Annotated in this window: 14 protein-coding genes and 1 riboswitch; of the genes, 6 read left to right on the top strand and 8 right to left on the bottom strand. The window is 67.5% G+C overall.

From position 1 onward, the window contains the following. Positions 1–98 precede the first annotated feature (98 nt). Both ACLJPD_RS18900 and glpK read left to right on the top strand, forming a co-directional pair. Entirely contained in the window at positions 99–851 is a 753-nt protein-coding gene (locus ACLJPD_RS18900; protein WP_410873679.1) for an IclR family transcriptional regulator, read from the top strand. 31 nt (positions 852–882) lie between these two features. After that, positions 883–2,373: a glycerol kinase GlpK gene (gene glpK, locus ACLJPD_RS18905; protein WP_410873681.1), complete on the top strand. Its 1,491-nt coding sequence runs from the start codon at positions 883–885 to the stop codon at positions 2,371–2,373. Between the two features lie 31 nt (positions 2,374–2,404). Here the strand turns inward: glpK and ACLJPD_RS18910 are convergent, their stop codons facing one another. The 4 genes from ACLJPD_RS18910 to ACLJPD_RS18925 all read right to left on the bottom strand — a co-directional run bounded on the left by ACLJPD_RS18910 (position 2,405) and on the right by ACLJPD_RS18925 (position 5,925). Then, the gene (locus ACLJPD_RS18910) at positions 2,405–2,716 is read right to left on the bottom strand and encodes a hypothetical protein (protein WP_410873683.1); all 312 of its coding nucleotides are present in this window, start codon (positions 2,714–2,716) and stop codon (positions 2,405–2,407) included. Beyond that, entirely contained in the window at positions 2,686–3,285 is a 600-nt protein-coding gene (locus ACLJPD_RS18915; RefSeq protein WP_410873685.1) for a hypothetical protein, read from the bottom strand. Before ACLJPD_RS18915 ends, ACLJPD_RS18910 begins: the two co-directional genes overlap by 31 nt. Positions 3,286–3,315: 30 nt before the next feature. Then, the gene (locus ACLJPD_RS18920; protein ID WP_410874489.1) at positions 3,316–4,530 is read right to left on the bottom strand and encodes an MFS transporter; all 1,215 of its coding nucleotides are present in this window, start codon (positions 4,528–4,530) and stop codon (positions 3,316–3,318) included. A 177-nt stretch (positions 4,531–4,707) separates the two neighbouring features. Then, positions 4,708–5,925, bottom strand: coding sequence for an NADP-dependent isocitrate dehydrogenase (locus tag ACLJPD_RS18925; RefSeq protein ID WP_410873687.1), 1,218 nt, complete (start codon positions 5,923–5,925; stop codon positions 4,708–4,710). A gap of 450 nt (positions 5,926–6,375) precedes the next feature. Then, a riboswitch (SAM riboswitch) is annotated at positions 6,376–6,486 on the top strand. Between the two features lie 82 nt (positions 6,487–6,568). Between ACLJPD_RS18925 and ACLJPD_RS18930 the strand changes: the two genes are divergently transcribed. Beyond that, a complete protein-coding gene (locus ACLJPD_RS18930) occupies positions 6,569–7,885 on the top strand; it encodes a bifunctional o-acetylhomoserine/o-acetylserine sulfhydrylase (protein WP_410873689.1) in 1,317 nt (438 codons plus the stop codon). Further along, a complete protein-coding gene (locus tag ACLJPD_RS18935; RefSeq protein ID WP_410873691.1) occupies positions 7,882–9,027 on the top strand; it encodes a homoserine O-acetyltransferase in 1,146 nt (381 codons plus the stop codon). Before ACLJPD_RS18930 ends, ACLJPD_RS18935 begins: the two co-directional genes overlap by 4 nt. 3 nt (positions 9,028–9,030) lie before the next feature. Here the strand turns inward: ACLJPD_RS18935 and ACLJPD_RS18940 are convergent, their stop codons facing one another. After that, positions 9,031–9,558 (bottom strand): TetR/AcrR family transcriptional regulator, encoded by a 528-nt coding sequence (locus ACLJPD_RS18940; RefSeq protein WP_410873693.1) that lies wholly within the window; start codon positions 9,556–9,558, stop codon positions 9,031–9,033. A 69-nt stretch (positions 9,559–9,627) separates the two neighbouring features. On the opposite strand from ACLJPD_RS18940, the gene ACLJPD_RS18945 reads away from it, so the two are divergent. Beyond that, the gene (locus ACLJPD_RS18945) at positions 9,628–10,584 is read left to right on the top strand and encodes an oxygenase MpaB family protein (RefSeq protein WP_410874491.1); all 957 of its coding nucleotides are present in this window, start codon (positions 9,628–9,630) and stop codon (positions 10,582–10,584) included. 60 nt (positions 10,585–10,644) lie between these two features. On the opposite strand, the gene ACLJPD_RS18950 is transcribed toward ACLJPD_RS18945, so the two are convergent. After that, positions 10,645–10,971, bottom strand: coding sequence for a DUF3017 domain-containing protein (locus ACLJPD_RS18950; protein WP_235569656.1), 327 nt, complete (start codon positions 10,969–10,971; stop codon positions 10,645–10,647). 46 nt (positions 10,972–11,017) lie between these two features. Between ACLJPD_RS18950 and ACLJPD_RS18955 the strand changes: the two genes are divergently transcribed. Beyond that, entirely contained in the window at positions 11,018–11,500 is a 483-nt protein-coding gene (locus tag ACLJPD_RS18955) for a tRNA (cytidine(34)-2'-O)-methyltransferase (protein ID WP_410873695.1), read from the top strand. A gap of 27 nt (positions 11,501–11,527) precedes the next feature. Here the strand turns inward: ACLJPD_RS18955 and ACLJPD_RS18960 are convergent, their stop codons facing one another. Next, positions 11,528–12,475: a DUF4349 domain-containing protein gene (locus ACLJPD_RS18960; protein WP_410873697.1), complete on the bottom strand. Its 948-nt coding sequence runs from the start codon at positions 12,473–12,475 to the stop codon at positions 11,528–11,530. A gap of 71 nt (positions 12,476–12,546) precedes the next feature. Further along, positions 12,547–16,014, bottom strand: coding sequence for an error-prone DNA polymerase (locus ACLJPD_RS18965; RefSeq protein ID WP_410873699.1), 3,468 nt, complete (start codon positions 16,012–16,014; stop codon positions 12,547–12,549). Positions 16,015–16,057 lie beyond the last annotated feature (43 nt).

Here is a 16,057-nt window from a genome sequence, read left to right on the forward strand (position 1 = left end):
CCGTCGGGCACCTCGGCCCGAAACCCACGCTAGGAACGCGCGGACGCGGACACCACACGCACCGTTCGACAATGCTGAACGGTGGTAGGTTCGGGGCCATGCCTGGCCCGATCCAGTCGATCGAACGCGCCGCCGCCGTGCTGCGTCTGCTCGCGCGCGGATCGGGACCGCTGGGTGTCGGCGAGATCGCCGCCGCGCTCGACCTGGCCAAACCCACCGCGCACGGCATCCTGCGAACGCTGCTCGGGGTCGGGTTCGTCGGCCAGGACGCGCGCACCGGCAAGTACCTGCTCGGCCCCGCCATCGGCGAACTCGGGACCGATCGGCTCGATGTGAACGAATTGCGTTCGCGGGCGATCCACCGGGCCGACGCACTCGCCTCGCGTTCGGGGGAATCGGTCCGCATCGCGGTAGCGAGGGAACACGCGATCACGGTGATCCACCACGTCTTCCGGCCTGACAACAGCGCACAGTCACTGGCGGTCGGCGAGATACTCCCCGCTCATGCGACCGCGCTGGGCAAGGTGCTACTGGCCTACGACGCCGCTGCGGAAGCCGTTGCGCTGCAAGGCTTCACCCGAAGAACGATCACCGACCGCGCCGGGCTCGACCGTGCGATCGCCGTGGTTCGGCGGCAAGGGTGGGCTGATGAGGTCGAGGAGCATCGCGCGGGCGAAGCGGGGGTCGCCGCGCCCATTCGAGCCAGAGGTGGGCTCGTCGTCGCGGCCATCGGTATCACCGGGCCGACAGATCGGTTGTGCGACAACCGTTTACAGGTGCGTCCGGCCGCGATCGAACAGGTGCGCGCCGCCGCGCTCGCCGTGCACCGTGATCTGACGGCAGCACAATGAACCGGGTACGCGCCGACAACGGGAGCAGACGATGACGCAACGTTTCGTGCTCGCCATCGATCAGGGCACCACCTCGAGCCGCTGCATCGTCTTCGACCAGCACGCACGCCTGGTGGGAATGGCGCAACGGACCCATCGCCAGCATTACCCCAGGTCGGGGTGGGTGGAGCAGGACGCGCTCGAGATCTGGCGGACGGTCGAGCGGATCGTGCCCGCGGCGCTGCGCGATGCCGGGATCACCGTCGAGCAGGTGGCCGCGATCGGGATCGCCAATCAGCGCGAGACCACCGTGGTGTGGGATCGGCACACCGGGTTGCCGGTGCGGCTGGCCATCGTCTGGCAGGACGTACGCACCGAAGAGTTGGTCGATCGAATGAAGGAATTGCCTGGAGCACAGCGCATTCCCGAGTTGAGCGGGCTGCCATTGGCCACCTACTTCGCCGCACCACGCCTGCGCTGGCTGCTCGACGATGTCGACGGCCTGCGGGCCCGCGCCGAACGCGGCGACGTCCTGTTCGGCACCATGGAATCCTGGCTCATCTGGAACCTCACCGGCGAGCACGTCACCGACGTCACCAACGCGGGCCGCACCCTGCTGATGAACCTCGCCACCCGCCAGTGGGACGCGGAACTGTTGCGGTTCTTCGACATTCCGCCCGCCATGCTCCCCCGCATCGAACCGTCGACCGGCGATTTCGGCACCGCCCGTACCGTCGTCCCCGGCGTGCGGATCGGTGCCGCCCTCGGCGACCAGCACGCGGCCCTGTTCGGCCAAACCTGCTTCGCCCCAGGCGAAACCGAATGCACCTACGGCACCGGCGGCTTTCTCATGATGAACACCGGCACCGAACTGATCCGCTCCCGACACGGCCTGCTCACCACCATCGGCTACCAGGTCGGCCCCGAACCGGTCTACGCCCTGGAAGGCCCGATCGCGGTCACCGGTTCGCTGGTCCAATGGCTGCGCGACATCGTCGGCCTGATCGCCACCGCCCCCGAAATCGAAACTCTCGCGAACACAGTCGACGACAACGGCGGCTGCTACCTGGTTCCCGCCTTCTCCGGCCTCTACGCCCCCCACTGGCGCAGCGACGCCCGAGGCCTGCTCATCGGCCTGACCTCCTACGTCACCAAAGGCCACCTGGCCCGCGCCGTCCTGGAGGCCACCGCCTGGCAGACCCGCGATGTGGTGGCAGCCATGAACGCCGACGCGGGCCTACAAGCTCAATCCCTGCGCGTAGCGGGCGGCATGGCCTCCAACAACCTGCTCATGCAAATAATCGCCGACGTCCTCGACACCCCCGTGATGCGCCCGCTGGTCACCGAAACCGTCTCCCTCGGCGCCGCCTACGCGGCAGGACTGGCCGTCGGCTACTGGCCCGACCTCCAAGGGCTACGCCGCAATTGGAAGGTAGCCGCTCAATGGACACCCTCCGCGAACCGCCGAATCCGCGACGACGAATACGAACGCTGGCAACGAGCCGTCCAACTCAGCGTCGGCTGGGCCCGCCCGGCCGACTAGAACCGCCGAGGAAGCGGTGGCTGGATACGTGTCAGCTGAAGAGCTCGTCGGTGCGAGTGGCGGTTACGGCTTGCGTCAACCATGCGTCGAGCTGACCGAGATCGGTACACGCAGCAAGCTGAGTGCGCTGTGCCGCAGACAACTCGAGTCCACGAGCGGTCAGAACCGTGAGCACCGCACGAGCTGCTTGCTCGGCGCGCCCTTCTTCTCGGCCTTCCTCTCGACCCTTGGCCACGTACTTGGTGGCAATGCGGCCGCGGTATTCAGGAGTGCTCTTCATCAGTTCCTCCAAACGTCGGCTAGCCGCGAGGGTCAACGCGTCGTCGACCAGATCCAGATACATTTCACACGTTCGTCGTCGATTTTCATCAGCCCGGCCAGGAAAGCTGGCAGGACCTCATCCATATAGGGGCCCGCCCCATGCGCGATCGCGGACAGCGTTGCCCGTTCAGGACAACAGCGAGCCTCGTCGGGATCGGTCACCAGAGGAAAGCGATCGGGACCGAGAACCAACGGATGTATCACCGAACCGCAGGGGCCCAGTTCGATCGGCTTCGCCGCCCATTCAGCGACTTGCCTGCTCGGCGTCACGACAAGCAGCACGGCTGGGCAGCCCAACCGGGATCGCAATGTCGCCACATAGACCGGCCATTTCCATCGCCGATCATCCTTCTTGTTCAGCTGCACCTCGACGCACACACCGAGAATGGGCTGATTACGATCGTCATGCGTACTCAGTGCCAGGTCCCCGCGGTATTCCTTGGGTCCCATGTCAGTGAAGTCGCACGGCTCGGCGCGCATCTCGGCCACGTCTGGTAGTGGCACGTCGAACTTCTCGACCAGCAGTGTCGGTGCCAGGGAGACCGCCGTGCGGAATAGATCAAGCAAACCTTCGTGTAGGTAGCTCGGCATGCGCTGCACCGTATGGGGGGTGCAGCGGGATCACGAATTCGGTTGCGGCGTGGCGGGGGAAACGCGGCGGGCGAGCCAAACCGTAACGGTGAACAGGAGGACGCCGGCTACGGCGAGGATCGCGCCGATCATGGCCGGGGCGGTGTAGCCCATGCCCGCGGCGATGACGAGGCCGCCCAGCCAGGCTCCCGCGGCGTTGGCCATGTTCAAGGCGGCGTGGTTGAGGGCGGCGGCGAGGGTTTGGGCGTCGGCGGCTACGTCCATCAGGCGGGTTTGGAGGCCGGGGGCCAGGGCGGCGCCGGCGGCTCCGACGAGGAAGGCGCCGATCGCGGCGGTGATGGGGTTGTGGGCGGCCAGGACGAAGCCGGCGAGGATGACGACCATCGCGATCATGGCGACGAAGATCGAGCGGTCCACGCCGCGGTCGGCGAGGATGCCGCCGCCGATATTGCCGGCGATCATGCCGAGGCCGAACAGAGCGAGCACGATCGGGACCGCGCCGATGGGCATGCCGGCGACGTCGGTCATGGTGGTGGCGATGTAGGTGTAGACGGCGAACATGCCGCCGAAGCCGATCGCGCCGACAGCCAGGGTGAGCAGTACCTGCGGACGGCGCAGCGCACCGAGTTCGGTCATCGGGTTGGTGATCTTCATGCTGGTCAGGGCGGGTACGTAGCGCCAAAGGGCGGCTACCGTCGCCATCCCGATCACGGCGACGACCACATAGGCGTCCCGCCAGCCGAAGTGCTGACCGAGCCAGGTCGCGCCCGGCACACCGACCACATTCGCCACGCTGAGCCCGAGCATCACCGCCGCCACGGCCTTGGCCCGCTGCCCAACCGGCGCGAGCGTGGCGGCGGCCAGCGAAGCGACACCGAAGTACGCGCCGTGCGGAAGCCCGGACACGAAGCGGGCGAGCACCAGCGTGCCGAAGGTCGGCGCGAGCACGGTCCCGATATTGCCGACGGTGAACGCGACCATCAACACGATGAGCAACTTCTTGCGCGCCACCCGCGCACACAACGCGGCGATCAGCGGCGCCCCGACAACGACCCCCAGCGCGTACGCCGACACCGCATGCCCGGCCGACGGCTCGGAGATATCGAAGGCCCGCGCGATATCGGGCAGCAACCCCATGGTCACGAACTCGGTGGTCCCGATCCCGAATCCACCCAGCGCCAACGCGAGCATCGCCGGGACATGCCAGCTGGTGCGTGGCTCGTCGAGGCGATCAGGGGCTGCAATGGAAGAAGTCACGCTTCCATGCAACGGGCACAGGTACCCATCCGCTACCCGAGCAGAGCGTGAGATAGCCCACCGAGGGGAACAACCGCCGGGTACATACGCAAAAGCGCTCGCATCGGATTCGATGCGAGCGCTTTCATAGCCAGGCAGGTTCGCGGTTGCGACCCCAGAGCTATCTCACTTCAGTGCGCGAGCCAGGTTCATGTCGAGCGCGCCGAGGAATTCCTCGGTGCTCAGGTAACCCTGGTCGCCGCCGACGAGCGCGGCGAGGTCCTTCGTCATCTGACCGCCCTCGACGGTCTTGATGACCACATCCTCGAGCGCCTGCGCGAAACCGATTACCTCGGGGGTGTTGTCCAGCTTGCCGCGGTGTTCGAGGCCACGGGTCCAGGCGAAGATCGACGCGATCGGGTTGGTCGAGGTCGGCTTGCCCTGCTGGTGCTGGCGGTAGTGCCGGGTGACCGTGCCGTGCGCGGCCTCGGCCTCACAGGTCTTGCCGTCCGGGGTGAGCAGCACCGAGGTCATCAGGCCGAGCGAACCGAAGCCCTGGGCCACGGTGTCGGACTGCACGTCGCCGTCGTAGTTCTTGCAGGCCCAGACGTAACCGCCCTCCCATTTCATGGAGGAGGCGACCATGTCGTCGATCAGGCGGTGCTCGTAGGTGAGGCCCGCCGCGTCGAACTCGGCCTTGAACTCGGCGTCGAAGACTTCCTGGAAGGTGTCTTTGAACATGCCGTCGTAGGCCTTGAGAATGGTGTTCTTCGTGGAGAGGTACACCGGGTAGTTCTGCTGCAGGCCGTAGTTGAACGAGGCCCGCGCGAAGTCTTCGATCGACTTCTTGAAGTTGTACATACCCATGACGACGCCGCCGTCTTCGGGCATCTTCACGACCTCGTGGATGATCGGCTCGCTGCCGTCCTCCGGGGTGAAGGTCAGCGTGACGGTGCCCGCCTCGTAGACCTTGAAGTCGGTGGCGCGATACTGGTCGCCGAAGGCGTGACGGCCGATGATGATCGGCTTGGTCCAGCCGGGCACCAGGCGGGGCACGTTGGAGATGATGATCGGCGCGCGGAAGATGGTGCCACCCAGAATGTTTCGGATGGTGCCGTTGGGCGAGCGCCACATCTTCTTGAGACCGAATTCCTTCACCCGATCTTCGTCCGGGGTGATGGTGGCGCACTTGACGCCGACGCCGTGCTTCTTGATGGCATTGGCCGCGTCGACGGTGACCTGGTCGTCAGTCTTGTCGCGGTACTCGATGCCGAGGTCGTAGTACTCGAGATTCACGTCGAGATAGGGATGAACCAGCTTGTCCTTGATGAACTGCCAGATGATCCGGGTCATCTCGTCGCCGTCGAGTTCTACAACGGTGCCTTCAACCTTGATCTTGGACATGGATCTTCGTGTCCTCCTCGGTGGGTGCCCTTATTGCACGGCTAGGCGAACACGCTTGTGAGCGGACCCCAGCAGTTCCAACAGACAACGTATATGCCCCGCGTTGTCTGCGGGACGTGTGGTGCAAACAAGACGAGCGTACTGCTGTCCCCCACCTCACCGCGACGGCAGGCCCCACTGTGCGGGACTGATCGGAGCTATCCCGCCGCTCCTGCCCCGCGGCACCCAATCGGGCCCTGACCGGCTACTGAGCAGTAACACGGCGGCGCTCGCACCCCCACAACGGCGGCGCGGGCCCGGACGACCAGTTCAGACCGCGACCGGATCACGACACATCCGCGACGCGCGACGACACGCCGAGGCCTGCCACACCGCCGACGGAGTGATCTTCGGCGGGAAATGCGGGGGAAGTTTCCGCGGGAGAGAGATCTCCGGTTAACATGACGACAAGGTCATGAGTACCAGCGCCAAGCCCCGGCTCGCTGGTCGGCAACCCTCCAGCTGCGGTGGGGTGCTCCGGGTGATGACCGGGCTCTCGAAAGTCGAGAGCAAGCGCGCATTGCAGGAGGCCCCCATGTGTTGTTACCCGTCGATCCGACCCAGTTGACGAGATCCCCCGGCTGACACCCCTCTGGAGCACGACATGACCGACTCTTCCCTGCCCGAGAACTGGTCCTTCGAGACCAAGCAGGTCCACGCGGGCCAGGCCCCCGACGCCGCCACCGGCGCGCGGGCACTGCCGATCTACCAGACCACCTCCTACGCATTCCGCGACACCGATCACGCCGCCGCGCTGTTCGGTCTCGCCGAACCGGGCAACATCTACACCCGGATCATGAACCCCACCCAGGACGCGGTGGAGCAGCGCGTAGCCGCCCTCGAAGGTGGTGTCGCGGCACTGCTGCTGGCCTCGGGCCAGGCCGCGGAGACCTACGCCATCCTGAACCTGGCAAGCGCGGGCGACCACATCGTGTCCAGCCCGCACCTCTACGGCGGCACCTACAACCTCTTCCACTACTCGCTGCCCAAGTTGGGCATCACGGTCTCGTTCGTCGAGGATCCCGATGACCTCGCGCAGTGGGCAGCGGCGATCGGGCCCAACACCAAGGCGTTCTACGGCGAGACCATCGCCAACCCGAGCAGCGCGGTGTTCGACATTCCCGGCATCGCCGGTGTCGCGCACGCGAACGGCCTTCCGCTGATCGTCGACAACACCGTCGCCACCCCCTACCTGATCCAGCCGCTGGCCCACGGCGCCGACATCGTCGTGCATTCGGCGACGAAGTACCTGGGTGGGCACGGCACGGCCGTGGCGGGCGTGATCGTCGACGGCGGCACCTTCGACTGGACCGTGCGCGACGCCGACGGCAACGCGCGCTTCCCCGGTTTCACCGAGCCCGATCCCAGCTACCACGGTGCGGTGTTCGCCGATCTGGGTGCGCCCGCGTTCGCTTTGAAGGCGCGCGTGCAGTTGCTGCGCGATCTGGGCGCGGCGGTGTCGCCGTTCAACGCCTTCCTCATCGCCCAGGGCATCGAAACGCTCAGCTTGCGCGTCGAACGCCACGTCAGCAATGCCGAGACGGTCGCGAAGTTCGTCGCCGAGCAGCCGGGTGTCGACGCCGTGTTCTACGCGGGCCTCGAGTCCTCACCCTGGTACGCGCGGGCCAAGCAGCTGGCGCCAAAGGGCGTGGGCGCGATCGTGTCGTTCGAACTGGCAGGTGGTGTCGATGCGGGCAAGAAGTTCGTGGACGCGCTCAGCCTGCACAGCCATGTAGCTAACATCGGTGATGTGCGTTCTCTCGTGATCCACCCGGCGTCGACCACGCACTCGCAGTTGACGCCCGACGAGCAGTTGGCGGCCGGCGTCACTCCCGGCCTGGTCCGGCTCGCGGTGGGCATCGAGGGAATCGACGACATTCTGGCCGATCTGCGGGCCGGGTTCGCGGCGGCGACGACGTGACTGTGAGCACCGAATCGCCGATCGCCCGACCCGGAACCGGGGTGGCCCTGCTGCCACCGCCGGACGGGCGAGTCGGTCTGGTCGCCATCGGGGATGTGGCGCTGGAGAACGGCGCCGTGGTCGAGGATGTGCGGCTGGCGGTGCAACGCTGGGGCGAGCTCTCGCCCGCGCTGGACAATGTGGTGCTCGTCGAACACGCGCTCACCGGCGACTCCCATGTCGTCGGTGGGCCCGACGGGGCGCCCGGCTGGTGGGAAGGCATGGTCGGGCCCGGCGCGCCGATCGACACCGACGAGTGGTGCGTGATCGCCACCAATGTGCTCGGCGGCTGCAAGGGCAGTACCGGGCCTTCCTCTCTCGGGCCCGACGGAAAGCCTTGGGGCGCACGCTTTCCCGAGCTGACCATCCGCGATCAGGTCACCGCCGAGGCGCGGTTGTTCGACGTGCTCGGCATCGAGCGGCTCGGCGCGGTGGTCGGTGGCTCGATGGGTGGCATGCGGGTGCTCGAGTGGATGATCGGCCTGCCCGAGCGGGTTTCGGCCGCGCTCGTGCTGGCCGTCGGGGCCAGGGCCACCGCCGACCAGATCGGCACCCAGACCACCCAGATGGCCGTGATCACCGCCGATCCCGACTGGCAGGGCGGCAACTATCACGGCACCGGTCGCGCGCCGATGACCGGCATGGGGCTGGCCCGGCGCATCGCGCACCTGACCTACCGCACCGACGGCGAACTCGACCACCGGTTCGCCAACAGGGCCCAGGATGACGAGAACCCGTGGACCGGTGGACGGTACGCGGTGCAGAGCTACCTCGAGCACCAGGCCGACAAGCTCTGTCAGCGCTTCGATCCAGCCACCTATGTGCTGCTCAGCGAGGCCATGAACCGCCACGATGTGGGGCGTGGGCGCGGTGGGATCGCGGCCGCGCTCGCGTCGACGCCGGTGCCGTGCGTGGTCGGCGGGGTCGACTCGGATCGCCTGTACCCGTTGAACACTCAGGCCGAACTGGCCGAGGGTCTGCCGGGCTGCGCGGGTCTCGAGATCGTGCATTCGCGCGACGGGCACGACGGGTTCCTCACCGAGGCCGCCGACGTGTCGAAGTTGCTCACCGAGACGATGCGCCTGGCGCGGGAGAACCGCTGAGCGTCACGACCCGGTGAGCAGAGTGACGATCGAGCGAACGTAAGCCTGAAGTCGTTCGCGCGGATACTCTTTCGGCTCGCTGACGGCCAGTCGGCCGAGCATTTCCGCGACGGTGAGGGTCGAGTTCGCGAGCAGCTGGGCATCCATGTCCGACCAGCGTGGCGACAGTGAGATGCCCATGCGGACAAGCGATTCCGCGCGCTCCAAGATGTCGGTTCGCGAAGCACGAAGGGCCGCGCGGTATTCGTCGGGGGCGCTGGCGGGCGTGGCGAGGATCAGTCGCCAGCGAGTCGGGTTCTCCAGTGCCACACCGACGAACGCTTCGACAGTCGCCGAGGCGGCGGTCAACGGATCGGTGTCGAGCAGGTCCCGCGGCAGCGTGTCGGCGATCTGCTCGAGTCCGCGTTCGCGTTCGCGTTCCAGCAGCGCTTCGACGAGTTCGGCGCGTGTCTTGAACACGGTGTACAGCACCGGTTTTCCGACACCGGCCGCCTGCGCGACGGCCTCCATGCTCAACTCGTGCAGTTCCATCCGGCCCAGCACGGCGAACGCGGCGTCGAGCAGCTGCGCGCGCCGCTCCTGTGGCGGCAGGCGCGGGGCATAGCGGCGTCGCGGTCGTTCACCCTGCGCCGCGACGACTACGGCTTCTTCGGGCCAGGTTCCCCCAGCTGGAAGGTGTGGGGGTCGCCGACCGCGCTGATCGGCTTCCAGCGCGCCGTCACCCTCGAACACTTCGATCCGTTCCTGACCGCCGCGGTCGCCGATTCGCAGGGCATCTACGACAACCCGGCGGTCCGGCTGGACCACACGCTGGCCTATTTCGTGCTGGTCGCGCTCGGTGACGGCCGCACCGCCATCCAGGCCTCCGAGCACCTGATGACGGTGCACGCGCCGATGACGGGCATCGAGCCGGTCAGCGGCAAGCGCTACAGCGCCAACAGCCCCGATGCACAGCTGTGGATCCACGTCACCGGGTGGCATTCGGTACTGAAGGCCTACGAGATGTACGGCCCCGGTCCGCTGAGCCCGGCCGAGGAGGATCGGTACTGGGCCGAGTGCGTGATCGCCGCCGAACTACAGACCTGCAAACCGTCGGACGTGCCGCGCGATCGCGAGGAAGTGCGTGCCTACTTCGCACGGGTCCGGCCTCAGTTGTGCGTCACCGAGCGGGCGGTGCAGGCCATGCACTACCTGCTGTGGACACCGCCGAACAAGGGCTTGGCGTTCGCGATCGGCGCCAGGCTGCTGTCACTGGCGACGATTCCCACCCTGCCCAGGTGGATGCGCAAGCTCGGCCGGTTCGACCTGCCGCGCATTGTCGATGTGTCGGTACGCATTCCCGCGAAGATGATCGCCTGGGCCGCCGCCCGCCGGGACAACTGGGCGCTCATCCACGCGGCGCCGTTCATCGCGCCGATGACCGGACAGATCTTCGCCGCACATGCCGATTCCACGCCGCCGCAACAGCTTTCGACCATCACCCCGCACGCGGCCCGCGAGCTCTACGGCAGCCGCGGCAGTCGCAGCCTGTGGGACGCCGTCACCGAAACCGCCTGAACGACACCGTGATCGAGGGTGTGCGACCGGCCGCGTCAACGGCGCCGCGGCCGGTTCTCCTCAGCTGACACCGAGGGTGTTGATGGTGGCGGCCAGGAAAACGATGGCGCTGCCGAGCGCGGTCAGCGCGGCCACGTCGAACGGGCGGCTGCGCACGGCGAGCAACCCCACCTGCACGGTCGGCAGACACAACCGGAACGCGGCGGCCACCAGCGCGGCGCTGCCGAAGATCAGCGCGCCGCGACGCCACCGATCCCACGCGACGAAGCCGACCGCGATCACGATCAGCGCGGTCACCACGGTCATCGGCAGATGACTGCGCAGGTACTGCTCCCCCGCGCTCAACCGCGCGACCCGGTGCTTGCCGGTCGTCTCCGCCTCGTTCACGAGCCCGATTGTTCCAGATACCACCTGCGCGCGGACAGGGCGCCGCATGACAGAGTGGTCGGCTGTGCTGCACCTGATCTTTCACGAGCCCGTGATTCCGCCCAATACCGGCAATGCGATCCGGTTGGCCGCGGGGACCGGCTGCGCGCTACACCTGGTCGAACCGCTCGGCTTCGACCTCTCGGAAGCCAAGCTGCGCCGGGCCGGACTGGACTATCACGACCTCGCGGTGGTGACGGTGCATCCCGATCTGGCGACGGCGTTCGCGGCGATCCAGCCGGGGCGCGTGTTCGCCTTCACCACGCAGGCGACCACCCGCTTCACCGATGTCGCCTATCAGGACAACGACGCGCTGCTGTTCGGCACCGAGCCAACGGGGCTGCCGGCGGAAGTGCTGGCCGATCCGCAGATCACCGAGCAGGTGCGCATCCCGATGCTGCCGGGGCGGCGTTCGATGAACCTGTCGAACGCCGCGGCGGTGTCGGTGTACGAGGCGTGGCGGCAGCTGGGTTTTCCGGGCGCGGTCTGACCCTGCGCCGTCTTCGACCAGTGGGCCTTACCGTTGTTCGGTTTGGTCGTCGCCCGCGGTGGTTGCTGGTGCGGCGGGCGGAGTCGTGGCTGCCGGTGCCGTGGTCGCGTGCGCTCCGGTGCGACGCCTGCGCAGCAATCGCAGTGCGGCGTACAGCAATCCGCCGATCACCGCGAGGAAGCCGAGCCACGGGAGGGCCTTGCCGACGAAGACGATCGCGTCCTGCAGCCAGTCGATCAGCGAATGCCAGCCCGCGGCGATGCCGTCCCAGAAGTTGTCCGGGTCGCCTGGCGCGCTCTCGTCGTCGGCGGTGAGGGTGATGGTCAGCGTCGACAGCGCGACCTGATCGTCGAGGCTGCGTTTCTGCGCGGTGAGGCTGTCGAGTTCACCCTGCCTGCTCGACAGCGCCTCCTCCGCGTCGATCAGATCGGCGGTGTTGGTCGCGGCCGTGATCAGTGCTTTGAGCCGGTCGACGGAGGCTTGCAGGGCGCGGATGCGGGCGTCGAGGTCCTGCCACTGCATGGTGACATCGTCACGGTTGGTGCTGACCCGGGTGACCGTGCCGACCCCACCGAGCCCGGTGATGAAGGCGTCGGTCCTGTCGGCGGGCACCCGAACGCTGAGCACGGCGCGCGCGGTCCGCTTGTCGGTGCCGGGCTGTTCGGTGCGGCTGTCGATGCGGCCGTCCACGGCGCGGACCTGCTCGGTGACAGTCCCGGCGGCGGCGATCGGATCGCCCGAGGTGACATCCACCGACCCGGTGATCACCTCTTTACGATTCGACTGTTCCGTCGGCGCCGGACTGTCCCGCTCCGGCGCACCCTCCCGGAACCCGGGCGCCACAGCGGGGGCTGGCCCGCCCATGACGGTGGGCGCGGACGCCTTACCGGCCTGGTCCTCGCTGTTGTCGGCGCCGCACCCGACCAGAAACACGAGTCCGAGCAACGCGATCATCACCACGACAAGCTTGCGCATGTTCGCAGCGTAGTGCGTGAGTGCGGTCAAGGCCCGCGTTCTACTCGGAGCCGGTCGGTTCGGGGCGCTGGTCAGCGGAAGTCGCGGGAGCGGGCGACGATGGTCAGGTCGAGGTGTTCGAGGTGGTCGGCGACGACACTGGCCGCGCCCTCGGCGTTTTGGATGCGGCCGCGGATGAGCAGGGCGGTGGCGCTCTGGGCGAGGCGGCGGTAGCGGGTCCACAGGCCGACCGAGCAGACGACGTTGACCATGCCGGTTTCGTCTTCGAGATTGAGGAAGGTGACGCCCGCGGCGGTGGCGGGTCGCTGACGGTGGGTGACGGCACCTGCCACCAGGATGCGGGCACCGTCTTCGACGAGCAGGAGATTGCCCGCGGGGACCACGCCGAGCGAATTCAGATGGGCGCGAAGGAATTCGGTGGGATAGGAGCCCGGTGAGATGCCGGTGGCCCAGACATCGGCGGCGGCGAGTTCGAGTGCGCTCATGCCGGGCAGGGACGGGGCGACGGTCGCAGGCCCGGTGCCGGGCAGTCGGTCATGGCGCTCCACGGCCGCCGCTCCCGCTGCCCATAATGCAGCCCTGCGCACGCTGCTACCGCGCGAATCCCGTTGCGGATCAACAGACTCCGACCTTTCGGTATCGACCAGGACATCGAGGGCACCTGCGGTGGCCAGCGATTCCGATTGGGCGACAGTGAGTTCCACGCGACCGGTGAGGTCGAGCATCGAGGTGAAGGGGCCGTGTTCGGTGCGGGTGGCGACGATGCGGTCGGCGAGGTCGGTGCCGATGTGGCGCACACCCGACAGGCCGAGCCGGATCTCGGTGCCCGTGTTCTCGAGGGTGGGTTCGGCGCGGCTGGCGTTGATATCGGGGGCGTGCACCCGCACGCCGTGGCGGCGGGCGTCGGCGACCAACGACTGCGGTGAGTAGAAACCCATCGGCTGCGCGCGCAACAACCCGGCGCAGAACGCGGCCGGATGGTGCAGCTTGAACCACGACGAATAGAACACGATCGAGGCGAAACTCTGCGAATGGCTTTCGGGGAAACCAAAATTGGCGAAGGCGTAGAGCTTCTCGTAGATACGGTCGGCGACCTCGTCGGTGATGCCGTGTAGCTCCCGCATCCCCTCGTAGAGCCTGGCCTTCAACCGTTCCATCTTCTCCGGCGAACGTTTGGACCCCATCGCACGGCGCAGTTGATCGGCTTCGGCCGCACTGAAACCGGCGACATCGACCGCTACCTGCATCAGCTGTTCCTGGAACAGCGGGATGCCGAGCGTGCGAGTGAGCGAGCGCTCCAGCGAGGGATGGTCGAACACCACCGGCTCCTTGCCGTTACGCCTGCGGATATAGGGGTGCACCGAGCCACCCTGAATCGGTCCGGGGCGGATCAGCGCCACCTCGACGACCAGATCGTAGAAATTACGCGGCTTGAGCCGGGGCAGCGTCGCCATCTGCGCGCGCGACTCCACCTGGAACACCCCGATCGAGTCCGCACGTTGCAGCATCTCGTAGACGCCCGCTTCGGTGAGGTCGAGCGCGTGTAGTTCCACTGCCTCGCCCTTGTGCTCGCGCACCAGGTCGATCATGTAGTGCAGTGCCGAGAGCATGCCGAGACCGAGCAGGTCGAACTTCACCAAACCGACCGCGGCGCAGTCGTCTTTGTCCCACTGCAGCACGCTGCGCCCGGCCATTCGCGCCCACTCCACCGGACACACGTCAGCGATCGGCCGATCACAGATCACCATGCCGCCGGAGTGAATGCCCAGATGCCGTGGCAGACCGTCGAGTTCGCCGGCGAGTTCGAGCACCGCGTCCGGGATGTCGGTGCCCGTCTCGGCGGCCACGCCGGACCAGCGGCTCACCTGCTTGCTCCACGCGTCCTGCTGTCCTGGTGAAAAGCCAAGCGCCCGTGCGGCATCGCGCACCGAGGACTTACCGCGATAGGTGATCACGTTCGCCACCTGCGCGGCATAGTCGCGACCGTACTTGGCGTAGACGTGCTGGATGGCCTCCTCGCGCCGGTCGGATTCGATGTCGACATCGATATCGGGCGGCCCGTCCCGCTCGGGCGAGAGGAACCGTTCGAACAGCAATTCGTTGCCGACCGGATCGACATTGGTGATGCCGATGGCGTAGCAGACCGCTGAGTTGGCGGCCGAACCTCTGCCCTGGCACAGGATATCGCTCTGCTTGCAGAACTCGACGATGTCGTGCACCACCAGGAAGTAACCGGGGAACTCCATCTTCTCGATCACCGCGAGCTCGTGCTCGATCTGCCGGTGCGCCTTCGGGTTTCGTTCCGGTGGGCCGTAGCGCTCGGCGGCACCGCGCAGCGCGAGGTGGCGCAGCCACGAGTTCTCGTCATGGCCTGCCGGCACGTCGAACGGAGGGAGCTTCGGGGCGATCAACCGCAGGTCGAACGCGCATTCGCGAGCCAGCACCGCCGCGTTCGCCACCGCATGCGGGTACTCGGCGAACAGCTGCGCCATCTCCGCCCCCGACCGCAGATGCGCACCACCGGTGGGCGCGAGCCAGCCCGCCATCTCGTCGAGACTGCTCCTGGCACGGATCGCGGCCAGCGCCATCGCCCGACGACGCTGCGCCGGGGAGGCGAAATGCGCGCCGGTGGTGGCGAGTACGGGCACATCGAGGCGATCGGCCAGTGTGACCAGCAGTGCGTTGCGCTCGTCATCGGTGGCGATGCCGTGATGGGTGAGCTCCACACTCACCCGGCCGTCGCCGAAGCGCTCGATCAGCTCTCGCAGTGCCGCTTCAGCTTTCGGTAACCTCGTGTCGCCCGCACTCAGGTCGTGCTCGAGCGCGGTGCGCAGGTGCCCTTTTCGGCAACCGGTGAGCACATGCCAGTGCCCACCCGCCGCCGCGGCGAGCGTATCCAGGTCGTACCGCAGCACCCCCTTCTCCCCCGCGGCCATGTGCGCCGCCGCCATCTGCCTCGACAGCCGCCGATACCCCTCCTGCCCCCTGGCGAGGATCAGCAGGTGCGGGCCGTTCGGGTCGGGAGAACCCGTGCGCGGCACCGAGTCCGGTGCGGACACATGCCCTCGCTCCGGCGTGAAACGCACTCCGCCCCGAGGTACAGAACGGCGCCGGACCGCATCCCCTCGGCCCGGCGCCGCCTCCGCATCGGTTCCCAGTGACAGTTCGGCACCGAAAACCGTTGGCATTCCCCATTCCCTGGCCGCCTCGGCGAACCGGACCGTCCCGTAGAACCCGTTGTGGTCGGTGAGCGCGAGCGCTTCCAGACCGAGCCGCACCGCCTCCTCCACCAGCTCCTCCGGCTGACTCGCGCCGTCGAGGAAGCTGTAGGCGGAGTGGGTGTGCAGCTCCGCGTAGGGCACCGTCGGGCCGGTCGGCCGGTCGAGCTCGGCGGCGTGATACTCGCCGCGTTTGCGTGACCAGGCCGGACTGTCGCCGCCGTCGCCGGGGTGCATGTCGTGCGCGGGCCTGCCGCTCGGCTTGCCCGAAAGCACTCGTTCCAGCTCCGACCAGGTCGGCGGACCGTTGCTCCAGCCCATGCACCCACTCCTCTCACGACCCCCGCATCACCACACCCTTTTC

This window comes from Nocardia sp. A7 (assembly GCF_046549215.1).
Taxonomy (GTDB): domain Bacteria; phylum Actinomycetota; class Actinomycetes; order Mycobacteriales; family Mycobacteriaceae; genus Nocardia.